Origin of the sequence: uncultured Sphingopyxis sp. (assembly GCF_900078365.1) — a bacterium.
Taxonomy (GTDB): domain Bacteria; phylum Pseudomonadota; class Alphaproteobacteria; order Sphingomonadales; family Sphingomonadaceae; genus Sphingopyxis.
Window position 1 is genome coordinate 133,478 of record NZ_LT598653.1, and the last position, 19,735, is coordinate 153,212.

17 protein-coding genes and 1 pseudogene are annotated in these 19,735 nt (G+C 66.4%); 9 read left to right on the forward strand and 9 right to left on the reverse strand.

Annotated elements, in window-relative coordinates:
- Window positions 1–91: 91 nt before the first annotated feature.
- The 5 genes from QZL87_RS00620 to QZL87_RS00640 form a co-directional block, all read right to left on the reverse strand.
- Window positions 92–748 (reverse strand): inner membrane-spanning protein YciB, encoded by a 657-nt coding sequence (locus tag QZL87_RS00620; protein ID WP_295322529.1) that lies wholly within the window; start codon window positions 746–748, stop codon window positions 92–94.
- Window positions 745–1,671, reverse strand: coding sequence for a signal recognition particle-docking protein FtsY (gene ftsY, locus QZL87_RS00625; RefSeq protein WP_295322530.1), 927 nt, complete (start codon window positions 1,669–1,671; stop codon window positions 745–747). The genes QZL87_RS00620 and ftsY overlap by 4 nt, the downstream gene beginning before the upstream one ends.
- Window positions 1,668–2,975, reverse strand: coding sequence for a MiaB/RimO family radical SAM methylthiotransferase (locus tag QZL87_RS00630; RefSeq protein ID WP_295322533.1), 1,308 nt, complete (start codon window positions 2,973–2,975; stop codon window positions 1,668–1,670). The genes ftsY and QZL87_RS00630 overlap by 4 nt, the downstream gene beginning before the upstream one ends.
- A complete protein-coding gene (gene dapF / locus QZL87_RS00635; protein ID WP_295327075.1) occupies window positions 2,972–3,778 on the reverse strand; it encodes a diaminopimelate epimerase in 807 nt (268 codons plus the stop codon). Before dapF ends, QZL87_RS00630 begins: the two co-directional genes overlap by 4 nt.
- Window positions 3,779–3,928: 150 nt before the next feature.
- Window positions 3,929–5,560, reverse strand: coding sequence for an EAL domain-containing protein (locus QZL87_RS00640; protein ID WP_295322535.1), 1,632 nt, complete (start codon window positions 5,558–5,560; stop codon window positions 3,929–3,931).
- Between the two features lie 426 nt (window positions 5,561–5,986).
- Between QZL87_RS00640 and ffh the strand changes: the two genes are divergently transcribed.
- The 5 genes and pseudogenes from ffh to QZL87_RS00665 all read left to right on the forward strand — a co-directional run bounded on the left by ffh (window position 5,987) and on the right by QZL87_RS00665 (window position 11,160).
- Window positions 5,987–7,444, forward strand: a complete 1,458-nt coding sequence (gene ffh / locus QZL87_RS00645; RefSeq protein WP_295322538.1) for a signal recognition particle protein — start codon at window positions 5,987–5,989, stop codon at window positions 7,442–7,444.
- 104 nt (window positions 7,445–7,548) lie between these two features.
- Window positions 7,549–8,013, forward strand: a pseudogene (rpsP, locus tag QZL87_RS00650) (30S ribosomal protein S16); the annotation flags it as partial.
- Between the two features lie 159 nt (window positions 8,014–8,172).
- Entirely contained in the window at window positions 8,173–8,664 is a 492-nt protein-coding gene (rimM, locus tag QZL87_RS00655) for a ribosome maturation factor RimM (RefSeq protein WP_295322545.1), read from the forward strand.
- 303 nt (window positions 8,665–8,967) lie between these two features.
- Window positions 8,968–9,450, forward strand: coding sequence for a peroxiredoxin (locus QZL87_RS00660; RefSeq protein ID WP_295322549.1), 483 nt, complete (start codon window positions 8,968–8,970; stop codon window positions 9,448–9,450).
- Window positions 9,451–9,678: 228 nt separating this feature from the next.
- On the forward strand, window positions 9,679–11,160 hold the full coding sequence (locus QZL87_RS00665) for an AMP nucleosidase (protein ID WP_295322551.1): 1,482 nt from the start codon (window positions 9,679–9,681) through the stop codon (window positions 11,158–11,160).
- 210 nt (window positions 11,161–11,370) lie between these two features.
- Here the strand turns inward: QZL87_RS00665 and QZL87_RS00670 are convergent, their stop codons facing one another.
- A complete protein-coding gene (locus tag QZL87_RS00670) occupies window positions 11,371–11,853 on the reverse strand; it encodes an SRPBCC family protein (protein ID WP_295322553.1) in 483 nt (160 codons plus the stop codon).
- 48 nt (window positions 11,854–11,901) lie between these two features.
- On the opposite strand from QZL87_RS00670, the gene QZL87_RS00675 reads away from it, so the two are divergent.
- Window positions 11,902–12,228 (forward strand): metalloregulator ArsR/SmtB family transcription factor, encoded by a 327-nt coding sequence (locus QZL87_RS00675; protein WP_295322554.1) that lies wholly within the window; start codon window positions 11,902–11,904, stop codon window positions 12,226–12,228.
- Window positions 12,229–12,454: 226 nt separating this feature from the next.
- On the opposite strand, the gene QZL87_RS00680 is transcribed toward QZL87_RS00675, so the two are convergent.
- The 3 genes from QZL87_RS00680 to QZL87_RS00690 form a co-directional block, all read right to left on the reverse strand.
- Window positions 12,455–14,293, reverse strand: coding sequence for a M2 family metallopeptidase (locus QZL87_RS00680; RefSeq protein WP_295322557.1), 1,839 nt, complete (start codon window positions 14,291–14,293; stop codon window positions 12,455–12,457).
- A gap of 76 nt (window positions 14,294–14,369) precedes the next feature.
- Window positions 14,370–15,122 carry an alpha/beta hydrolase gene (locus QZL87_RS00685; RefSeq protein WP_295322559.1) on the reverse strand — a complete coding sequence of 251 codons (753 nt, stop codon included), beginning with the start codon at window positions 15,120–15,122 and terminating at the stop codon, window positions 14,370–14,372.
- 261 nt (window positions 15,123–15,383) lie between these two features.
- Window positions 15,384–16,031 (reverse strand): 2-hydroxychromene-2-carboxylate isomerase, encoded by a 648-nt coding sequence (locus QZL87_RS00690; RefSeq protein WP_295322563.1) that lies wholly within the window; start codon window positions 16,029–16,031, stop codon window positions 15,384–15,386.
- Window positions 16,032–16,157: 126 nt separating this feature from the next.
- Here QZL87_RS00690 and QZL87_RS00695 point away from each other — a divergent pair, with 126 nt between their 5' ends.
- The 3 genes from QZL87_RS00695 to QZL87_RS00705 all read left to right on the forward strand — a co-directional run bounded on the left by QZL87_RS00695 (window position 16,158) and on the right by QZL87_RS00705 (window position 19,483).
- On the forward strand, window positions 16,158–16,604 hold the full coding sequence (locus tag QZL87_RS00695) for a MarR family transcriptional regulator (RefSeq protein WP_295322567.1): 447 nt from the start codon (window positions 16,158–16,160) through the stop codon (window positions 16,602–16,604).
- Window positions 16,604–17,725, forward strand: coding sequence for an HlyD family secretion protein (locus tag QZL87_RS00700; RefSeq protein WP_295322570.1), 1,122 nt, complete (start codon window positions 16,604–16,606; stop codon window positions 17,723–17,725). The genes QZL87_RS00695 and QZL87_RS00700 overlap by 1 nt, the downstream gene beginning before the upstream one ends.
- A 165-nt stretch (window positions 17,726–17,890) precedes the next feature.
- On the forward strand, window positions 17,891–19,483 hold the full coding sequence (locus QZL87_RS00705; protein ID WP_295322575.1) for an MDR family MFS transporter: 1,593 nt from the start codon (window positions 17,891–17,893) through the stop codon (window positions 19,481–19,483).
- Window positions 19,484–19,735: the final 252 nt, after the last annotated feature.

The window sequence follows — 19,735 nt, forward strand, 5'->3', positions numbered from 1 at the left end:
CCCCCTCCGTTATCTGGCGAAAATCTATGACAGTCTAACGGAAGGGGCTCAAGTTAAGATGCGCGTCCCCCCGCGAAGGCGGGGGCGACGGCTATTCCTGATCGGAAACGGCCAGCCCGTTCCTGAGCATCACCGGCACCTGGCTCAGCGTGAAGAGGAAGGAGAGGGCGGTGACGCCCCAGACCTTGATCGTCAGCCACAGGTCGAAGCTCATCTGCTTCGCCTGAATCAGCTCATACATCACATGGTTCGCGATGCCGAGCGCGCCGAAGAACAGCCCCCAGTTGCGCGAGAGCAGCAGCCAGCCCCGTTCGGTCAGCCCCTCGAGCGCCGACTGGAGCAGATATTTGAGCATCGGCCGCTTGAACCAGTATCCGCCGAGCAGCAGCACCGCGAAGGTGGCGTAGATGATCGTCGGTTTCATCACGATGAAACGCTCGTCGTGGAACCAGATCGTCAGCGCGCCGAAGCCGAGGACGAGGATGCTCGACATCCACAGCATCGGCGAAATCTTGCCGAGCTTCCACTTCGACACCGCCATCGCGATGACGATTGCGACCATGAAGGCGATCGTGCCCTTGATCGCGGCGGTCGTCGCCGCGAAGGCGCCTTCGCCGCCCGACGAATATTTATAGGCGAGAAAGAAGACGAGCAGCGGGCCGAAATCGATCACGAAATTGAGCCAGCCATGCTTGGCCGGCGGCGGCGCCGGGACCGGCTCGGGGCCGCTAGGGAGGACGTCGCTCATCGGATATTTCCTGCAATAATGCCTGCGATCTCGTCCGCATCGAACGGGCGAAGGTCCTCCATCGTCTCGCCGATGCCGATCGCGTGGATGGGAAGGCCGTGGCGCTCGGCCGCCGAAACGAGGACGCCGCCGCGCGCGGTGCCGTCGAGCTTGGTCATCACGAGACCCGTGACCCCCGCGACCTCGCGGAAGACGTCGATCTGCGCCAGCGCATTCTGCCCCGTCGTCGCGTCGAGTACGAGCACGACGTCGTGCGGCGCGGCGGGGTTGAGGCGGCCGAGCACCCGCTTGATCTTGGCAAGCTCGTCCATCAGCTCGCGCTTGTTCTGCAGCCGTCCGGCGGTGTCGACGATCAGTACGTCGATGCCCGTCGCGGTCGCCTGTTTCACCGCGTCGAACACGATGCCGGCGCTGTCGCCGCCCTCGGGCCCCGCCATGATCGGCACGCCGAGCCGCTCGGCCCAGACCTTGAGCTGGCCGATCGCGGCGGCGCGGAAGGTGTCGCCCGCGACGAGCATCACGCCATAATCCTGTTCCTGGAACAGATGCGCGAGCTTGGCGATGGTCGTGGTCTTGCCCGATCCGTTGACCCCGATCACCAATATGACCTGCGGCCGCGGAAAGGCGTCGATGTCGAGCGGTTCGGCGACCGGGCGCAGCACCGCGGCGATCTCGTCGGCGACGACCTTGCGCAATTCCTCGGTGCCGTTCGCGGCGATGTCGCGGCGTTCGGCGAGGCGGCCCCGGATGCGCTCCGCCATCGCCGGGCCGAGGTCGGCGGTGATCAGCGCCTCCTCGATCCGGTCGAGATCGTCGTCGTCAAGTCGCGACTTGCCGGTCAGCCCGGCAAGATTCTCGCCGAGACGTTCGGAGGTGCGGCGAAAGCCGCCGAGCAGCCTTTCGCTCCAGCTTTTGCCGGTCATGCGGCGATGTCCTTTTCTTGCGTAGGGGTCACGACCATGCGGTCGCCGTCGCGCGCGAGCAGGCGCACGTCGATGATGGAGCCGGGCGCCGCGGGGGCGGTCAGCGTCACGGCGGCGAAATTTTCGGCGTGGCCGGTCAGGCCGTCGCGCTCGACGAGCATCGTAGCGGTGCGGCCGGCCTGAGCGTCGAGCCAGCCCTGCCGCCGCCGCGCATTGGCCTCGCGCAGCGTCGCCGCACGTTCGCGTGCAACGGTGCGTCCGACCTGCGGCATCCGCGCGGCGGGGGTGTCGGCGCGCGGGCTGTACGGAAAGATATGGCCGAAAACGATGTCGCAATCGTCGATCAGCGCCAGCGAGTTCGCGAACATCGCGTCATCCTCGGTCGGAAAGCCCGCGATCAGGTCGGCGCCGATCGCGATCTCAGGGCGCGCAGCCTTCAACCGCTCGATCAGGCGCACCGCGTCGGCGCGGCGGTGGCGGCGCTTCATCCGCGCCAACACCATGTCGTCGCCGGCCTGCAGCGACAGATGGACGTGCGGCATCACGCGTTTTTCCTGCGTCAGCAGCGCGAACAGCGCATCATCGATGCGGTCGGGGTCGAGCGAGGAGAGGCGCAGGCGTTCGACCGGCAGCGCGAGCAGCGCCCCGACCAGCGCGGCAAGGCTGGAGCCGCTGTCGTCGCCATAGCTCGCCAGATCGACCCCAGTCAGGACGATTTCGCGCTGCCCGCGGGTCAGCGCGGTGCGCGCGGCGTCGAGCACGGCCTCGACGCTCGCCGACCGCGCCGTCCCGCGCGCGAGCACCGTCGCGCAGAACGTGCAGCTGTGCGAGCAACCCGTCTGCACGCCGAGGAAAGCGCGCGCATGGTCGGCGCCCGAGAGGGCGGGGGTGTAATCTTCCCTGTGCCCCTGCGAAGGCAGGGGCCCATCACCGGCCGGTGCCATTTCGAACCCACCGGAGATGGGTCCCCGCCTTCGCGGGGACACGCCGGATTGATAACTCGCCGCCAGCCCCTTCGCATCGTTGCGCACCACCCGCGCGCCCATCGCCGCGAACCGTTCGGCCTCGAGCTCCGCCGCGCACCCCGTCACGACCACCTCCGCTCCCGGCCGCTCGCGTAGGCTCCGGCGCACCGCCTGCCGCGCCTGCCGCACCGCCTCGTCGGTCACCGCGCAGCTGTTGAAGACGACCACATCGCGCGCGCGCGCCGCCTCGACGGCCGACCGGATGGCCTCGCCCTCGGCGATATTGAGCCGGCAACCGAAATTGACGACCTGCTGACGGTCGGCGGGGGCAGCGCTCATCCGAACTGCGCCCAGTCGGTCTCGCCCTCATAGACGCGCGTCGCGGCGCCGCTCATCACGATCGGCTCGCCCGAGGCCCAGCGGATGACGAGGTCGCCGCCGGGCAGCGATACCGTCACCGGCGATTGCACCAGCCCCGCGCGGATCGCCGCAACCGCGGTTGCGCAGGCGCCGGTGCCGCACGCCTGCGTCAGGCCGACGCCGCGCTCCCACACGCGCAGCTGCAACTGGTTCTCGCCGTCGAGGCTCGCGACATTGACGTTGACGCGCTCGGGAAACAGCGGGTCGGTTTCGATCCGCGGGCCGAGCTGATCGAGCGCGACCGCATCGGCCTCGGGCACGAAAAAGACGATATGCGGATTGCCGACATTGACCGCCGCGCCATGTTCGAGCTCGTCCCACGCGACGGGCATGTCGCGGGTATCCATCGGCATCGCGAGCGGGATATGCTCCCAGTCGAATTGGGGCTCGCCCAGCGTGACTTCGGCGCCCCCATCGGCTGGCGTGACGCGCAGCATCCCGCCCAGCGTCTCGATCACCGCGGGCTTGCCGATCAGCGTCGCGACGCAGCGCGTCGCATTGCCGCACGCCTCGACCTCGCCGCCGTCGGCGTTGAAGATGCGCATCTTCACGTCCGCACTGTTCGACGGCTCGAGCAGGATCAGCTGGTCGCACCCGATGCCGTGGCGGCGGTCGGCGATCGCATGCGCGCGCGCGGGCGTCATCTCGACGCCGTTCTCGCGCGCGTCGATCACGACGAAGTCGTTGCCGAGGCCGTGCATCTTGGTGAAGCGGTCTGCCATCAGGCGCATTTAGGGGCGGGGGACGGCGAAGTCTAGCGATGCGGGCAGTCTACCGTCGCTCCCGCGAAGGCGGGGGCCGCTGGAGGTTCACGCAGCCGCGAATGGAAAGGCCGATGGCGGCCCCCGCCTTCGCGGGGGCGACGTAAAGAGCTACGCCGTCTTTCGCAGCGGCTCATCCTCGCTCGCATCGGGCCCCGCCGGCGGCACCATCGGCGCACGCAGCAGCCCGCGCTCGGCGAGCAGGCGGTCGGTGTCGGCCGCCGATGCGGCGCGGCCGAAATGCCAGCCCTGGCCCTTCGAGCAGCCGAGCCGCGTCAGTTCGATCGCGATCGCTTCATCCTCGACCCCCTCGGCGGTGATCGGCATCGCCAGGCTTTCGCCCAGCCGCACGATCGCGACGACGATCGCCTGCGCATCGGGGCTGCCACGCATCGCGGCGATGAAGCTGCGGTCGATCTTGATGCGGTCGAACGGCAGCGCGCGCAGGTGCGACAGCGAGCTGTAGCCGGTGCCGAAATCGTCGAGGCTCAAGGACACGCCCTGATTTTTGAGGCTGGTGACGATCGAGCGCACGAGCGGCAGATTCTCGAACAGCGAGCTTTCGGTGATCTCGACCTCGAGCTGCGCGGCGGGAAAGCCCGTTTCGACGAGCAGCTTGGTCAGCTTCTGGCTGAACCATGGGTCCTTGAGCTGCTGCGGCGAGATATTGACCGCGAGCATGATCGACGGGTCCCAGCGTTTCGCGACCTCCATCGCGTCGCGGATCACTTTCAGCGACAATTCGCCGATCATCCCGCTTTCCTCGGCGACCGGAATGAAGCGTTCGGGCGGGATCATGCCATATTCGGGCGATTCCCAGCGCATCAGCATCTCGAAACCGATCAGCCGCCCGCTCGCGATGTCGACCTGCGGCTCGAAATGCGGAATGAACTCGCCGCGCGGCATGCCTTCGCGGATGCCGGTCTCGATCTGGTTGCGGACCTGCACCGCCATTTCCATCCCCGCCTCGAACCAGCAGAAGCGGTTCCGGCCCTCGTCCTTGCAATGATACATGGCGATGTCGGCCTGACGCACCATCGTTTCCATCGTCATGCTCGCGTCGCTCGCGAGCGCGATGCCGAGCGACGCGCCGATGCGGATCTGCTGCGCGTCGTGCGTGATCCTGTTGTCGAGCGCCGCGACCAGCTCGGCGGCGAGCGCGTCGATGTCGGCGCGCGCCGCGGGCTCGAAGGCCAGCATCGCGACGAATTCGTCGCCGCCGAGCCGCGCCTTGGTCGCGGTGGGCGGCAGGACGGCTGATATGCGTTCGGCCGCGACCTGCAGCACGCGGTCGCCCGCGGCATGGCCGTGAATGTCGTTGACGGTCTTGAAATGATCGAGGTCGAGCAGGAACAGCGCGACCTGGCGCTTTTCGGCGACGGCTTCCGCGATCATCTGCTGTCCCGTCGAAAGCAGGGCGCGGCGATTGAGGAATCCCGTCAGCGGGTCGGTGTCGGCGAGGTAGCGCGCGCGCTGCTCGGCCTCGGTGCGTTCGACGATTTCGCGGTTGAGGTCCTTGTAGCGGCGCCAGCCGAACAGGATCAGCGCGATGTTGAGCACCAGCGCGGTCGCCAGCGCGCGGTCGGGCCCGCCGCCAATGCCGATCAGCGCGCGCACCGCCGCCTGCATCACGGTGCTGCCCGTGCCCACGAACAGCAGGATCGCGGCGACGACGATGCCGCCCGCGATGATGTCGCGCTTGGCGCCCTCGCTGCGGTCGAATGGCTTCGGCGTCGATGTCATATATATGGTCCCACCCTCGCGGGCCTGATACGGCCGAAGCGGTGAAATTTGGGTTAAGTGCGCATCCTCCCTGTCGCCCTTCGGCTGGCCGGCAGGCCGGCCGCTCAGGATAAACTGGCCTTTGGCCAGCGATGGGGAGGGGGACCGCCGCGAAGCGGTGGTGGAGGGGCGGCGACGTTGCGCCCTTGCCCCTCCGTCAGCGGCTCCGCCGCTGCCACCTCCCCATGGCTTCGCCACAGGGAGGATCGGTTGGACTTGCTTTAACCTGCCATTTTGCGTAAAGGCCGCCGCGTCCGCGCGCATCTTGCGCACGGGCATATCGATGTCCGCGACGGAAAGTCTGTCCACGGATAGCCGCTGGTTGGCGAGGTTTCGCTCACCGGCGTCTTTTGCGTTGCGGGCCTCGAAACGAAGGATTTGAGGCGCATGTTCGACAGTCTGAGCAATCGGCTTGGCGATGTTTTCGGAAAGCTCCGCGGCCGCGGAGCGCTGACCGAGGCCGACGTGCGCGCGGCGATGCGCGAGGTGCGAATCGCCCTGCTCGAAGCCGACGTCGCGCTGCCCGTGGTGCGCAGCTTCGTCGACCAAGTCACCGGACTCGCGATCGGCCAGAATGTCCTGCGCTCGGTCACGCCGGGGCAGCAGGTGGTCAAGATCGTCAGCGACGCGCTGACCGAGATGCTCGGCTCCGAAACCGCCGAGCTCGACCTCAACGTCACCCCGCCCGCCGTGATCATGATGGTCGGCTTGCAGGGCTCGGGCAAGACGACGACGACCGCGAAGATCGCGAAGCGCCTCAAGGACAAGGAGCGCAAGAAGGTGCTGATGGCGTCGCTCGACGTCAATCGCCCCGCCGCGCAGGAACAGCTCGCCGTGCTCGGCCAGCAGATTGACGTCGCGACCTTGCCGATCGTCGCGGGCCAGCAGCCGGTCGAGATCGCGCAGCGCGCGCTGCAGGCGGCGAAGCTGCAGGGCTATGACGTCCTGATGCTCGACACCGCGGGCCGCCTTCACGTCGACCAGCAGCTGATGGACGAGATGCAGGCGGTCTCGCGCGCCGCGAACCCGGCCGAGACCCTGCTCGTCGTCGACAGCCTCACGGGTCAGGACGCGGTGCAGGTCGCGCAGCGCTTCACCGATCAGGTGCCGCTCACCGGCGTCGTGCTCACCCGCATGGACGGCGACGCGCGCGGCGGCGCCGCGCTGTCGATGCGCGCGGTCACCGGCAAGCCGATCAAGTTCGCGGGCACCGGCGAAAAGCTCGACGGGCTCGAACTCTTCCAGCCCTCGCGCATCGCGGGCCGCATCCTCGGCATGGGCGATGTCGTCAGCCTCGTCGAGCGCGCCGCCGAAACGATCCAGGCCGAAGAGGCCGAGGCCATGGCGGCGAAGATGGCGAAGGGCATCTTCGACCTCAACGACCTGCGCACGCAACTCAACCAGATGCGCCGCATGGGCGGCATCGGCGCGCTCGCGGGCATGATCCCGGGGATCAAGAAGGCGCAGGCGGCGATGGCCGCGGGCGGCGCCGACGACAAGATGCTCGTCCATTTCGACGCGATCATGGGCTCGATGACCCCGAAGGAGCGCGCGAAGCCCGAACTGATCAACGCGAAGCGCAAGATTCGCATCGCCAACGGGTCGGGCACGACGGTGCAGCAGGTCAACAAGGTGCTGAAGATGCACCAGGAAATGGCTAGCGCGATGAAGAAGATCCGCAAGATGGGCGGGCTCAAGGGCCTCGGCGCGCTGTTCGGGCGCGGCGGCGGCATTCCGGGCATGCCCGGTCTTGGCGGCGGCGGAATGGGCGGCGGCGGCCTTCCCGGCCTCGGCGGCGGAAGCATCCCGCCCGAGCTCGCCAACCTGATGAACAAGAAGAAGTGACGGTCCCGGCCGGCCGTCATCCCGGCGAAGGCCGGGATCTCGCCGGTTGAGAAAAAGTTCAAGTTTGAATTGATATTTGAAGTTTAGAAAGAAGGATTTAACTCATGGCTACCTCCATTCGCCTCGCACGCGGCGGTTCGAAAAAGCGTCCCTATTACAAGATCGTCGTCGCCGATTCGCGCAGCCCGCGCGACGGCCGCTTCATCGAACGCATCGGCAGCTACAACCCGCTGCTCGCCAAGGACAGCCCGGAGCGCGTCAAGCTCGACGCCGACCGCGCGAAGCATTGGCTGAGCGTCGGCGCCCAGCCGAGCGACCGCGTCGCCCGCTTCCTCGACGCCGCGGGCATCAAGGAACGCGCTGTGCGCAACAATCCGAACAAGGCGGTCCCGGGCGAAAAGGCCAAGGAACGCGCCGAGGAGAAGGCGCAGAAGCTGGCTGACGCCGAAGAAGCCGCAGCCGCCGCCGCCGCTGCTCCGGCACCCGAACCCGAAGCAGCCGAAGAAGCCGCTCCGGCTGCCGAAGAATCTGCCGCTCCCGAAGCCGCCGAGTCGGACGCAACGGGCTCGGTGAAGAGCGAGGAAACCGCCGAAGCCGTCGCCGACGCCGTCGCCGATGAAGTCCCGGCCGACGCGACCGCCGAAGATGCGGCGGCGATCGCTGAGGAAGTCGCCGAAGGCGGCCCGGTTGCGCCCGAAGCCGAAGAAAAGGCCGAAGGCTAAGCGCATATGAACGCCGATCGTCCCGTCACCCTCGCCGCCATCGCCGGCGCGCATGGGGTGCGGGGCGAGGTGCGGCTCAAATTGTTCGGCGAAGGCGCGGATGCTCTCCGCGCCTTTTCCGTTTTCGACGCGGGGACGCGCAAGCTGACCCTCAAATCGGTGCGCCCCGCCAATCAGGGCGCGGTCGCGAGTTTCGCCGAAATCGCCGACCGCAGCGCCGCCGAAGCCTTGCGCGGTGCGGTGCTCACCGTCCCGCGGTCGGCGCTGCCGCCGCTGGGCGAGGGCGAATATTATCACCACGACCTGATCGGCCTGCGGTGCGTCTCGACCGACGGCACTCCGATCGGCCATGTCGCCGCGGTCGAGAATTTCGGCGCGGGCGACATCCTCGAAATCGAAAAGCCGAACGGCAAACGCTTCATGGTGCCGATGACGGCGCAGGCGGTGCCAGCGTGGAACGACGACGGCGTGACGGTGGAAGCGGCGTTCGTCGAATAGCATCCGCCTTGGGGTGGATTGACGACGTTTAGGAGTTGAGCTGGTTTCCCCTCCCGCAGGCGGGAGGGGCAGCGAAACTTGCGAACTTGTTCGCTAGTTGCAGCGGGGTGGGCAATCGCGACGTCGCTGCCCACCCCCGGCCCCTCCCGCAAGCGGGAGGGGAGACAATGCCCGCTTCCGGCAGCAATTCGGACACAGACCTTCGCCCCAAATGACCATCCCACCCTTGCCATCCTTGACTTGGCGACCGGCGCACCCGATGTCGGCGCCACCAAAACTCCCTCAAGCGAAAGGATGCCGACCATGACGATCCAGACCGGAGAAAAGCTGCCCGACGCGACCTTTGTAAAGGTCACCGAAAACGGACCGGAGCAGGTCAATACCGCCGATTATTTCAAGGGCCGCAAGATCGCGCTCTTTTCGGTTCCCGGCGCCTTCACCCCGACCTGCTCGGCGAAGCATCTGCCGGGTTTCATCGACAAGGCCGACGAGCTCAAGGCGAAGGGCGTCGATGAAATCGCCTGCACCGCGGTCAACGATGCCTTCGTGATGGGCGCGTGGAGCAAGAATGCGAACGCGGGCGACAGCGTCACCATGCTCGCCGACGGCAACGGCGCCTTCGCCGAAGCGGTGGGCCTGACGATGGACGGCACCGCCTTCGGCATGGGCAAGCGCGGCCAGCGTTTCTCGATGATCGTCAACGACGGCGTCGTCGAGCAGCTCAACGTCGAGGCGCCCGGCGAATTCAAGGTGTCGAGCGCCGACCATATGCTCGAGCAGCTGTAAGATAGCTCCCCCTCCCCTTCAGGGGAGGGGGGTGAGACTTGGTTCGGCGTAGCCGGGCCTTTAGTCGAACGGGGTGGGGGCCATCGGCCTTGCGCAAGGCCGATGGCCCCCACCCGCTGCAACTAGCCAGCAAGCTGGCAAGTTTCGCCGCCCTCCCCTGAAGGGGAGGGCGCGAACCAGTTGCCCACCCCCTTTCCTTTTGTCACATTTTCATGCAACAGCGACGCGATGACATCCAGCTCATCGCAAGACGCCACCGACCCCGCCGCGCTCGTCGACGACATCATCGCCGAACTTCAAACCGCGTTCCGCACGTCGGTCTCCAACCTCAAATCGGCGATCGCCGCCTATGTCCGCGACCGCACGCTGCCGCCGGCCGATGCCGCCGCGACCGGCCTGTTCGACTATCCCGCCATCCGCCTCGTCACCACCGGCGAGCAGCGCGAGGGGCAAAAGGGGCATAATCTCTCCTTCGGCCGCTTCGAGCGCGCGGGCATCTTCGAAACCACGGTGACGCGCCCCGACCTCTTCGCCGATTATCTTCGCGACCAGCTGATGCTCCTCGCGCGCCACTATGACATCACGCTTGAGGTGAAGCATACGGGCCAGCAGATTCCCTTCCCCTATGTGCTCGACGCGAGCGACGGGTCGGACATGGGCGGCGTCACCCCGCTCGAGCTCGCGCGCCATTTCCCGACCACCGAACTTGCCGACATCGGCGACGAGCTCGCCGACGGGCTGTTCGGTCAGGACCCCGCCGCATCGCAGCCGCTCGCCTTGTTCGACGCGCTGCGCACCGATTTCAGCCTCGCGCGCCTGCGGCATTACACCGGCACCGCGCCCGAGCATTTTCAACGCTACATCCTTTTCACCAACTATCACCGCTATGTCGACGAATTCGTCGCTTGGGCGGGGGCGCAGGTCGGGCAGGGGCGCTATACCGCGCTCGCGGGCGCCGCCGGCCTCTATGTCGACCAGCCCGGCGTCAACGCCAGCGCACTCGTCGCCGACAGCGCGTGGCGGCGGCACCAGATGCCCGCCTATCACCTGATCGCCCCCGATGGCGGCGGCATCACGCTCGTCAATATCGGCGTCGGCCCATCGAACGCGAAGACGATCTGCGACCATCTCGCGGTGCTGCGTCCCGAAGCATGGTTGATGATCGGCCATTGCGGCGGCTTGCGCCCGAGCCAGCGGATCGGCGATTACGTCCTTGCGCACGCCTATCTGCGCGACGATCATATCCTCGACGCGGTGCTGCCCGTTGAAATCCCGATTCCGCCGATCGCCGAAGTGCAGGTCGCGCTCGCGACCGCCGCCGAAAGCGTCTCTGGCACCAGCGGCGCCGACCTCAAGAAAAGGATGCGCACCGGCACGGTCGTCACCACCGACGACCGCAATTGGGAGCTGCGCTATACCGACAGCGCGCTGCGCTTCTCGCAGTCGCGCGCGATCGGCATCGATATGGAGAGCGCGACGATCGCCGCGCAGGGCTATCGTTTCCGCGTCCCCTATGGCACCTTGCTCTGCGTTTCCGACAAGCCGCTCCACGGCGAGCTCAAGCTGCCCGGACAGGCGAACCGCTTCTACGAGGAGGCGATCGCCGCCCACCTCCAGATCGGCATCCGCGCGTGCGAGACGATGCGCGACGAGGGCGCCAAGCTCCACAGCCGCAAACTCCGCGCCTTCAACGAGCCGCCGTTCCGGTAACGGGCGGTAGCGGACATTGTCTCCCCTCCCGCAAGCGGGAGGGGTCGGGGGTGGGCAGCGACGTTGCGATTGCCCACCCCGCTGCAACTAGCGAACAAGTTCGCAAGTTTCGCTGCCCCTCCCGCTTGCGGGAGGGGAAAACAGCTCAACTCTTAAACGTCGCTAATCCACCCCAAAACGGACATCCAGACCGACCAGGGGCGGGGCGCGTCACACATACATGCCCTCGCGCAGGTTGATGCCATGCTCGATCCACGCTTTCAGCGCGCAGAGCATCTGCGACCAGCCCTGGCAATTGCCGTAGGAGGCGCCGAGCGCGCCCTGATTCTCGCGCCAGCCTTCTTCAGCGATTTCGACGAGCGTGCGCCCGTCGTCGAGCGCCTTGAAGCGCATCGTCACGCGGGTGCGGTAATCGGCCTCCTTCGGCTCGCTACCCTCGACATTGTGCGCCTCGCCCTCGCTCGCCTGCCATTCGAGGACGATCTTCTCGTCCTCTACGACCTCGATCACCCAGACCGGAAAAGCGCCGGGAAAGTCGTGGAAGTCCCATGTCACCGTCGCGCCCGTCTCGATCCGGCCCTTGGCGCCGCCCGTGGTGAAATAGTTCGACAGCTTCGCGGGGTCGGCGACCGCCTCGAACACCTCACGCACCGGCTTCGCGATCCGCGCCGCGACCCTGAATTTCAGCTCCATGTCGATTCTCCGCTTGAGTCGCGCTCTATTATGTTATAAATTTATAACATGTCAATTCACGATCAGTTCGACGCAACTTTCAAGGCGCTCGCCTCGCCGATCCGGCGGCAGATATTGGACGACCTCAAGGATCAGCCGCTCACGACCGGGATGCTGTGCAGCCATTTCGCCGACATCGACCGCTGCACGGTGATGCAGCATCTGAAGGTGCTGGAGGACGCCGGGCTCGTCATCGCCGAGCGCCGCGGCCGCGAACGCTGGAATCATCTCAACGCGATGCCGATCCAGGACATCCACGACCGCTGGATCGGCCCGCACGCGGCGGCGGCGAGCGCGCGGCTCGCGCGGTTCAAACAGTCGGTGGAGGCGGAGTGATGCGGGGCGGTGACGGGGAATGGCCTGTATCGGCCGTTGAGCATCTCATAACTTCGTCATTCCCGCGAAAGCGGGAACCAGCCGACGCACGCTCTAGGTTCCCGCTTTCGCGGGAATGACGAAGGTTGGGAATGGCCTCTTCCTAGCCCAAAGCCGATATTTGCGCTCGCGCATAAAGGGCCGGGGAGTCGCCTCCCCGGCCCTTGTCACATCGCCGCAACCGCGATCACCACCCCGACGGCTTGCCCTTATTCTGTTCGTCGAGCCATTTTTTCAGCGGCGCGAAATAGTCGGCCATCGCCTTGCCCGACATTTCGCGGCTACCGGTGAAGGCTTGCAGCGCGTCGGGCCATGGCTTCGACGCGCCCATTTCGAGCATCGCGTTCAATTTCGCGCCGACCTGTTTGTTGCCATAGAAGGAGCAGCGGTGGAGCGGCCCCTTCCAGCCCGCCTGCTTGCACGCCGCCTGATAGAATTGGAACTGCAGCACGCGCGCGAGGAAATAGCGCGTGTAGGGCGTGTTGCCGGGGATGTGGAACTTCGCACCCGCGTCGAACGCGTTCGCTGGGCGCTCGCCCGGCGGGACGATGCCCTGATATTGGGTGCGCAGCTCGGTCCACGCCTTGTTATAGTCGGCGGGCTGGATGGAGCCGTCGAAGACGCCCCAGCGCCAGCGGTCGACGAGCAGGCCGAAGGGCAGGAAGGCGACCTTGTCCATCGCCTGCCGGAGCAGGAGGCCGATGTCCTTGTCGGCGCTCGGCACCTTCGCCTTGTCGAGCAGGCCGATGTCGACGAGATATTGCGGGGTGATTGACAGCGCGACAAAATCGCCGATCGCCTCGTGGAAGCCGTCGTTCGCGCCGTTGAGGTAGAGGAACGGCTGCTTGTTATAGGCGCGCTGGTAATAATTGTGGCCGAGCTCGTGGTGGATCGTGATGAAGTCGTCGGCGTTCACCTTGATGCACATCTTGATGCGGATGTCGTCCTTGTTGTCGACGTCCCATGCCGAGGCGTGACACACGACCTCGCGGTCGGCGGGCTTCAGGAACTGGCTGCGCTTCCAGAAGGTTTCGGGCAGCGGCGCCATGCCGAGCGACGAATAGAAATTCTCGCCCGCCTTGACCATGTCGAGCGGCGTCTTGCCCTGCGCGGTCAGGAGGTCGCCGATGTCGTAACCGAGATCGCCGGTGCCCGCGGGCGCGACGAGCGGATAGATATTGCCCCATTCCTGCGCCCACATGTTGCCGAGCAGGTCGGCGCGGATCGGGCCGGTCTTCGGCTGCACCGCGTCGCCATATTTCTCGTTCAATTTCCAGCGGACATAGGTGTGGAGCGCGACATAGAGCGGCTTCATGTCCTGCCAGATCTTCTCGGTCAGCTTGGCGAATTCCTCGGGTGGCATGTCGTAGCCCGAGCGCCACATCGCGCCGGTGTCGGCGAAACCCAGCTCCTTCGCGCCCTCATTCGCGATGGTGACCATGCGCGCATAATCGTCCTTCATCGGCGCGCCGACCTTGTCGTGCCAGCTCGTCCACATTTCTGCGAACTGCGCGGGCGTGTTCTGAAGGTTGCCCATCTCGGCCTCGATGTCCGACCCCGAGATTTCCTTCCCATTGAGCGTGCCGCGGCCCTTGCCATATTGCGACTGCAGGTCGGTCGCGATCGTGTTGAGCTCGGTCGCGGCGCCCGGCGTCGTCGGCGCGGGCAGCACGATGCCGTTGCGCAAGATGTCGAGCTTGCGCTTCGTATCGGCGCTGAGCCCCGGCACATTCATATATTGGGCCGCTTCGAGTGCATATTTGACCGACTTTTCGGTGCCGACCGCGTTGATCCGCGCCGCCATCGCGTCGGTGTCCTCGGTGATATAGGTCGAATTGACCCAGTTCACCTGGCTCGCCTCGACCGTATAGTCGAACAGATCCTTCTCTACCCCGGCGATAAAGGCATCGGCGTCGGCGGCTGTAGGGGCGGCGGTGGGAGCAGCGGCGGGCGCCGCTTGCGCAAGGGCGGGGGTGGCCACCGCGAGCGACAGGGCAAGCGACAGCGTCGAAATCATGGCTTTCATGGGGTGCGTCCTCTGGATTGTTCTGGCTGCGCTCTCTGGCGCGATGCCGACAGCTTGGCGCGCGGCGGGAGCGGGGTCAAGCCGTGAGGAAAGCCGCGATCGCTTCGCCCAGTTCGGGTTGGGTCACGCTCGACATATGCGTGCCGGGGATCGCCGCGAGCCGCGCGTCGGGCAAGGCCGCGACCAGCTCTTCGGCCGAGCCATTATCCTGATCCTGCTCGCCGCATACGACGAGCACCGGCATCGTCAGCGCCGCGAGCATCTCGGGCGTCGTGTCGGTGAAGCTGTCGAGCAGATGCTCCGCGGCGATGCGGTCGACCTTCATCGTCTTCATGAACTGGATCGACAGCCAGGTGTCGTCGCCGCGCTTCGCTGTTTCATATTCGGCGATCACCCGCTTGAAGAATTGCCCGCGCCGCTGCCAGCCCGCGAGACCCGCAAGTCCCATGCCGCCAAGGATCAGCCGCCGCGGCTTCATTCCCGCCACGACCGCGCGCGCGCTCGTCCGCGCGCCGAGCGAGAAGCCGCCGAGGTCGAAGGCGCTCAGGCCGAGGTGCGCGACCAGATCCTCAAGATCATGCACCAGCACATCGGGCGGATAATGCTCCTCTTCATGCGGCGCGTCGCTCGACCCATGAACGCGCAGATCGGGCATGATCACGCGGTAGCCTTCGGTGGCGATGCGCGCCGCGGTGCCGAACTTGATCCAATTGACTTCGGCGGTCGAGAAAAGTCCGTGCAGCAGGACGACGGGAGCGCCTTCGCCCATTTCGCGCCACGCCAGCCGCACGCCGTCGCGCGCTTCGAAAAATGTCGGTTCGATGGTCATGGTGCCGCCTTACGCGCTCCGCGCGGGTTCGCGCAACCGAGCGCCGGGCGGCTCGACAACCGGTCCGGCCGTTTACGACCGATTGCGGCCTCTTATATCGTCATCCCCGCGAAAGCGGGGACCCAGAGCGTGCGTAGGCCGATCCCGCACTGGTTCCCGCTTTCGCGGGAATGACGAGGTAGAGAATGGCAGTTCTTCACCCCAAAGCACTCCTCCCTCCCTTTCGACAAACCAGGCCGGGACGACGATCTGGCGCTCGTCCTATCGCGGACGCAGCCCCTTCTGCTCCATGCGCCACTTTGCCATCTCGATCCGGTCCTGTCCGAAAAAGGGCTCGCCTTCGAACACGAGGGTCGGCACGCCCCAATGGCCCGCGATTTCGAGCGCGACCTGGTTGCCGGCGATTTCATTGTCGAGCGCCTCGGCGTCGCGCACCGCCTCTTCGTCGAGTTCGGCGAGGTCGAGCCCGGCGCGCTTCGCCGCGCCCGCCAGATGATCGCCCAAATGCCAGTCCTGCGCGCCGCCCCAGATTAGCTGCGCCGCCTCATGCGCGAAAGCGAGGCTCTTGCCGCGGCGCGAAGCCGCCTGCCCGAGCCGGGTGAGGCGATAGATATAGGGCTGCTCCGCCGCGATCTCGCGCGTCGCCACATTCTGGACGATCGGGTCGGGACGCGGCGGACCGAAGGGAATGCCATGGAACTGCGCGACGCGGATCATGTCGCGCATCGTGTAGCTCAGCCAATTGGGGTGATTGCGCTCGAAAAAGTCGGGCTGGCGGATCGCGAGCGGATAGACCGGGCGCAAATTGATCGTCAGGTCGTGGCTCGCGGCGAGCGCGCGATACCGCCCGATGGCAAGATAGCTGTACGGCGAGCGAAAGGACCAGAAAAGGTCGGCGGTCAGAGTCATCCCCACATCCTGCCCGAAAAATGGTGCCATGCAAGCACTGTAAAGAAATTTTACACCATATTCGAGACAGTTGCCAACCCCGCATGGCGATTGAATATAGTAGCCACTGCTATTATATGCTGCGCTATGAGCGAAACGGTCGGATTCTTGCTGAATGACACCGCGCGCCTGTTCCGGCGCGCGTTCAACGCGCGCACGCGTGACAGCGGCATCACCGCGCTGCAATGGCGGCTGATCACCTACCTCAAGCGCCACGAGGGCATAAGGCAGGGCCCGCTCGCCGAGCTGATCGAGGTCGAACCGATCACCCTGTCGCGGATGGTCGACCGGCTGGCCGAGGCCGGGCTGGTCGAGCGCCGCGCCGACCCCGCCGACCGCCGCGCCTGGCGGCTCTATCTGACGCTGCGCGCCCGCGAACTTCTGGGCGGGATGCGCGCCACCGCCGACGCGCTCAACGCCGAAGCGACCGAAGGGCTGAGCGCCGCCGAGAGCGAACAGCTGATCGACCTTGTCGAGCGCGTCCGCGCCAACCTGTCCCGCCGCATATGCCAAAAAGAAAAAGAGACAATCTGATGGATCAGCTTTCCCCGTCCCGTCCGAAAGCCGAAGAGGCGATGCCCGCGAAGCGCGCGCCGAAGGCCGATCCGCTGCCGGACCCCGCGCCCGTCGCCGACGCCGCGCCCAAGGCGAGCTGGCGCACGCGGCTGTTGATGTTCGGGCTGCCCGCCCTGCTCGTCGCGGGCGGCGCCGGCTGGTGGCTGACGAGCGGCGGGTCGGTGTCGACCGACAATGCCTATGTCCAGATGGACAAGGTGTCGGTCGCGGCCGAGGTCGGCGGGCGGATCACCGAAGTTGCCGTCCGCGACGGCCAGCAGGTCGCGAAAGGGCAGTTGCTCTTCCGCATCGACGGCGAGCCCTATGCGCTGAGCGTCGCGCAGGCGACCGCGGCGATTGACGCCGCCCGGGTCGAGGTCGGCAATCTGGCGGCGAGCGCGAACACGTCGAGCGTCGACATCGCCGCGGCGCGCGAGGATGTGAAGTTCGCCCAGGTGACCTTCGACCGGCAGGCGGCGCTGATGGAAAAGGGCTTCACCACCAGGGCAGCCTATGACGCGTCGCGCCACGCACTCAGCCAAGCACGCGAAAGCGTCCGCCAGGCCGAAGCCGCCGCCGCCGAAGCGCGCACCAAGCTCGCGGCGGGTCCGTCGAGCGGGATCAACCCGCAGGTGGAGGCGGCGCGCGTCCAGCGGTCGCAGGCGCAGGTGAACCTCGACCGGACGATAGTGCGCGCGCCGAGCGCGGGACGCATCGCGCAGTCGGACCGGCTGCAGGTCGGCCAGATGATGGTCGCGGGATTGCCCGCAGTGACGTTGGTCGACACCGCGCATCCGTGGGTCGAGGCCAATTTCAAGGAAACCGACCTTGCGAACATGCGCGTCGGCCAGCGCGCCGAAATCAGCTTCGACGCCTATCCGGGGCTGAGGGTGCGCGGCCATGTGCTGACGATCGGCGCGGGGACGGGCAGCGAATTTTCGGTGCTGCCGGCGCAGAACGCCACTGGCAACTGGGTCAAGGTGACGCAGCGCGTGCCGGTGCGGATCGCGTTCGACGAAAAGCCCGCGCGCGATATGATCGCGGGACTGTCGGCCGATGTGCGGGTGTTTACCGGCGGCGGTGCGGTTTCGGGGAAATAGGGTGACCTTGCCACTTTACCTGCTTCAGACCCTCCCCTTCAGGGGAGGGCAGCGAGACTTGGCAGCTTGCTGCCTAGTCGTAGCGGGTGGGGGCCATCGGCCTTGCGCTATGTCGCGAGCCCCCACCCCAACCCCTCCCCTGAAGGGGAGGGGCTTTAGATAACCATGGCTAGCAACGCCCTTCCCCGCCGATCCGCCGCCTCGGCGCTGCCCGACGACGATTCGATCCCGCTCCACGAACGCGTCCGCTATCGCGGCCTCCTGACCGTCACCGTCATGGGCGCGTCGATCATGCAGATTCTCGACACGACGATCGCCAACGTCGCCATCCCGCATATGCAGTCGGCGCTCGGCGCAACGAGCGAGACGGTGACCTGGGTGCTGACGAGCTATATCCTCGCCTCGGCGATCGCGATGCCGATCACCGGCTGGCTCGCCGACCGCATCGGGCGGCGCGAGCTGTTCCTCGGCGCGGTCGCGGGCTTCATCGTCGCGTCGATGGCGTGCGGCGCGGCGCAGACGCTCGAACAGATGGTCGCCTTTCGCTTCATGCAGGGGATTTTCGCCGCTTTCATCGGACCGCTGTCGCAGTCGGTGATGCTCGACATCAACCCGCCCGAGCGCCACGCGCGCGCGATGTCGATCTGGGGCATGGGGATCATGATCGGCCCGATCCTGGGCCCCGTGCTCGGCGGCTGGTTGACCGAGAGCGTCAACTGGCGCTGGGTCTTTTACGTGAACCTGCCCGTCGGGCTGCTCACGCTCGCGATGATGTGGGCGCTGCTGCCCGCGACGCGCAGGGCCGACCGCAAGTTCGACCTGTTCGGTTTCTCGATGCTCGCGCTCGGCCTCGCCGCGCTGCAACTGATGCTCGACCGCGGCGCGCACGAGGACTGGTTCAACAGCGTCGAAATCTGGATCGAGTGCGGGGTCGCCATCGCGTGCCTGTGGATGTTCTTGGTCCATCTGTTCACCGCGCGCGGCGATACGCTGTTCAACCGCAAGATGCTCGCCGACCGCAACCTCGTCACCGCAATGGGCTTCATGGTCGTGATCGGGGTCGTAATGTTCGCTTCGATGGCGCTGCTGCCGCCGATGCTGCAGACTCTGTTCGGCTGGCCGGTGATCGACACCGGGATCGTCCTTGCGGTGCGCGGCGTCGGCATCCTGATGAGCATGTGGGTCGCGGGACAATTGCTCGGCCGGATCGATGCGCGCTGGCTGGTCGGCACCGGTCTCGTCATCGCCGCATACTCGCTGTGGCAGATGAGCCACTGGTCGCTCGCCATGGGGATGCAGCCGGTGGTCATCAGCGGGCTGGTGCAGGGGCTGGGCATGGGGCTGATCTTCATCCCGCTCAACACCATGGCCTTTGCGACGATCGCGCCGCAGCACCGCACCGACGGGTCGAGCCTGCTCAACCTCCTGCGCAGCCTTGGAGCGTCGGTCGGCATTTCGGTCGTCACCACCCTACTCGGCGCGAACACGCAGACGAGCCACGAGGACCTGGCGGCGCATGTCACCAACAGCTCGGTCGGCCTGCTCGACCCGTCGACCTCCGACCGTTTCGGCATCATGGGCGAGGCGGCAATGGCGATGGTCAACGCCGAGATCAACCGGCAGGCGGCGATGGTCGCCTATATCGACGATTTCTGGCTGATGATGTGGGTGACGCTGGCGTCGGTGCCGCTGGTAGTGCTGCTGAGGTCGCCGAAGCCAGGTGGGCCCAAAGCATCGGCGGCGGATATGGGACATTAGAGGCGTCGGCGTTGGAGTGGCTTCCCGCCCTTCCCAACATTCGTCATTCCCGCGAAAGCGGGAACCCAGTGTGGAGTCAGCCGACGCACGCTCTGGGTTCCCGCTTTCGCGGGAATGACGAAGTTTTAAGGATGCGGAATGTCGGCCTTCGGTCGTTTAAGGCCTTCGCCGTCCCGGTGAGATGATCGTCCTTCTATCGCTGATTGCCGGCCGCCGCCGCCGCTGTTAGCCTGACGGCGATCGGTCACGGAG

Bases quoted from the DNA above. Each gene is read 5' to 3' on its own strand.
- QZL87_RS00620 (WP_295322529.1), bottom strand. From the start codon at position 748: ATGAGCGACGTCCTCCCTAGCGGCCCCGAGCCGGTCCCGGCGCCGCCG.
- ftsY (WP_295322530.1), bottom strand. From the start codon at position 1,671: ATGACCGGCAAAAGCTGGAGCGAAAGGCTGCTCGGCGGCTTTCGCCGC.
- QZL87_RS00630 (WP_295322533.1), bottom strand. From the start codon at position 2,975: ATGAGCGCTGCCCCCGCCGACCGTCAGCAGGTCGTCAATTTCGGTTGC.
- dapF (WP_295327075.1), bottom strand. From the start codon at position 3,778: ATGGCAGACCGCTTCACCAAGATGCACGGCCTCGGCAACGACTTCGTC.
- QZL87_RS00640 (WP_295322535.1), bottom strand. From the start codon at position 5,560: ATGACATCGACGCCGAAGCCATTCGACCGCAGCGAGGGCGCCAAGCGC.
- ffh (WP_295322538.1), top strand. From the start codon at position 5,987: ATGTTCGACAGTCTGAGCAATCGGCTTGGCGATGTTTTCGGAAAGCTC.
- rimM (WP_295322545.1), top strand. From the start codon at position 8,173: ATGAACGCCGATCGTCCCGTCACCCTCGCCGCCATCGCCGGCGCGCAT.
- QZL87_RS00660 (WP_295322549.1), top strand. From the start codon at position 8,968: ATGACGATCCAGACCGGAGAAAAGCTGCCCGACGCGACCTTTGTAAAG.
- QZL87_RS00665 (WP_295322551.1), top strand. From the start codon at position 9,679: ATGACATCCAGCTCATCGCAAGACGCCACCGACCCCGCCGCGCTCGTC.
- QZL87_RS00670 (WP_295322553.1), bottom strand. From the start codon at position 11,853: ATGGAGCTGAAATTCAGGGTCGCGGCGCGGATCGCGAAGCCGGTGCGT.
- QZL87_RS00675 (WP_295322554.1), top strand. From the start codon at position 11,902: ATGTCAATTCACGATCAGTTCGACGCAACTTTCAAGGCGCTCGCCTCG.
- QZL87_RS00680 (WP_295322557.1), bottom strand. From the start codon at position 14,293: ATGAAAGCCATGATTTCGACGCTGTCGCTTGCCCTGTCGCTCGCGGTG.
- QZL87_RS00685 (WP_295322559.1), bottom strand. From the start codon at position 15,122: ATGACCATCGAACCGACATTTTTCGAAGCGCGCGACGGCGTGCGGCTG.
- QZL87_RS00690 (WP_295322563.1), bottom strand. From the start codon at position 16,031: ATGACTCTGACCGCCGACCTTTTCTGGTCCTTTCGCTCGCCGTACAGC.
- QZL87_RS00695 (WP_295322567.1), top strand. From the start codon at position 16,158: ATGAGCGAAACGGTCGGATTCTTGCTGAATGACACCGCGCGCCTGTTC.
- QZL87_RS00700 (WP_295322570.1), top strand. From the start codon at position 16,604: ATGGATCAGCTTTCCCCGTCCCGTCCGAAAGCCGAAGAGGCGATGCCC.
- QZL87_RS00705 (WP_295322575.1), top strand. From the start codon at position 17,891: ATGGCTAGCAACGCCCTTCCCCGCCGATCCGCCGCCTCGGCGCTGCCC.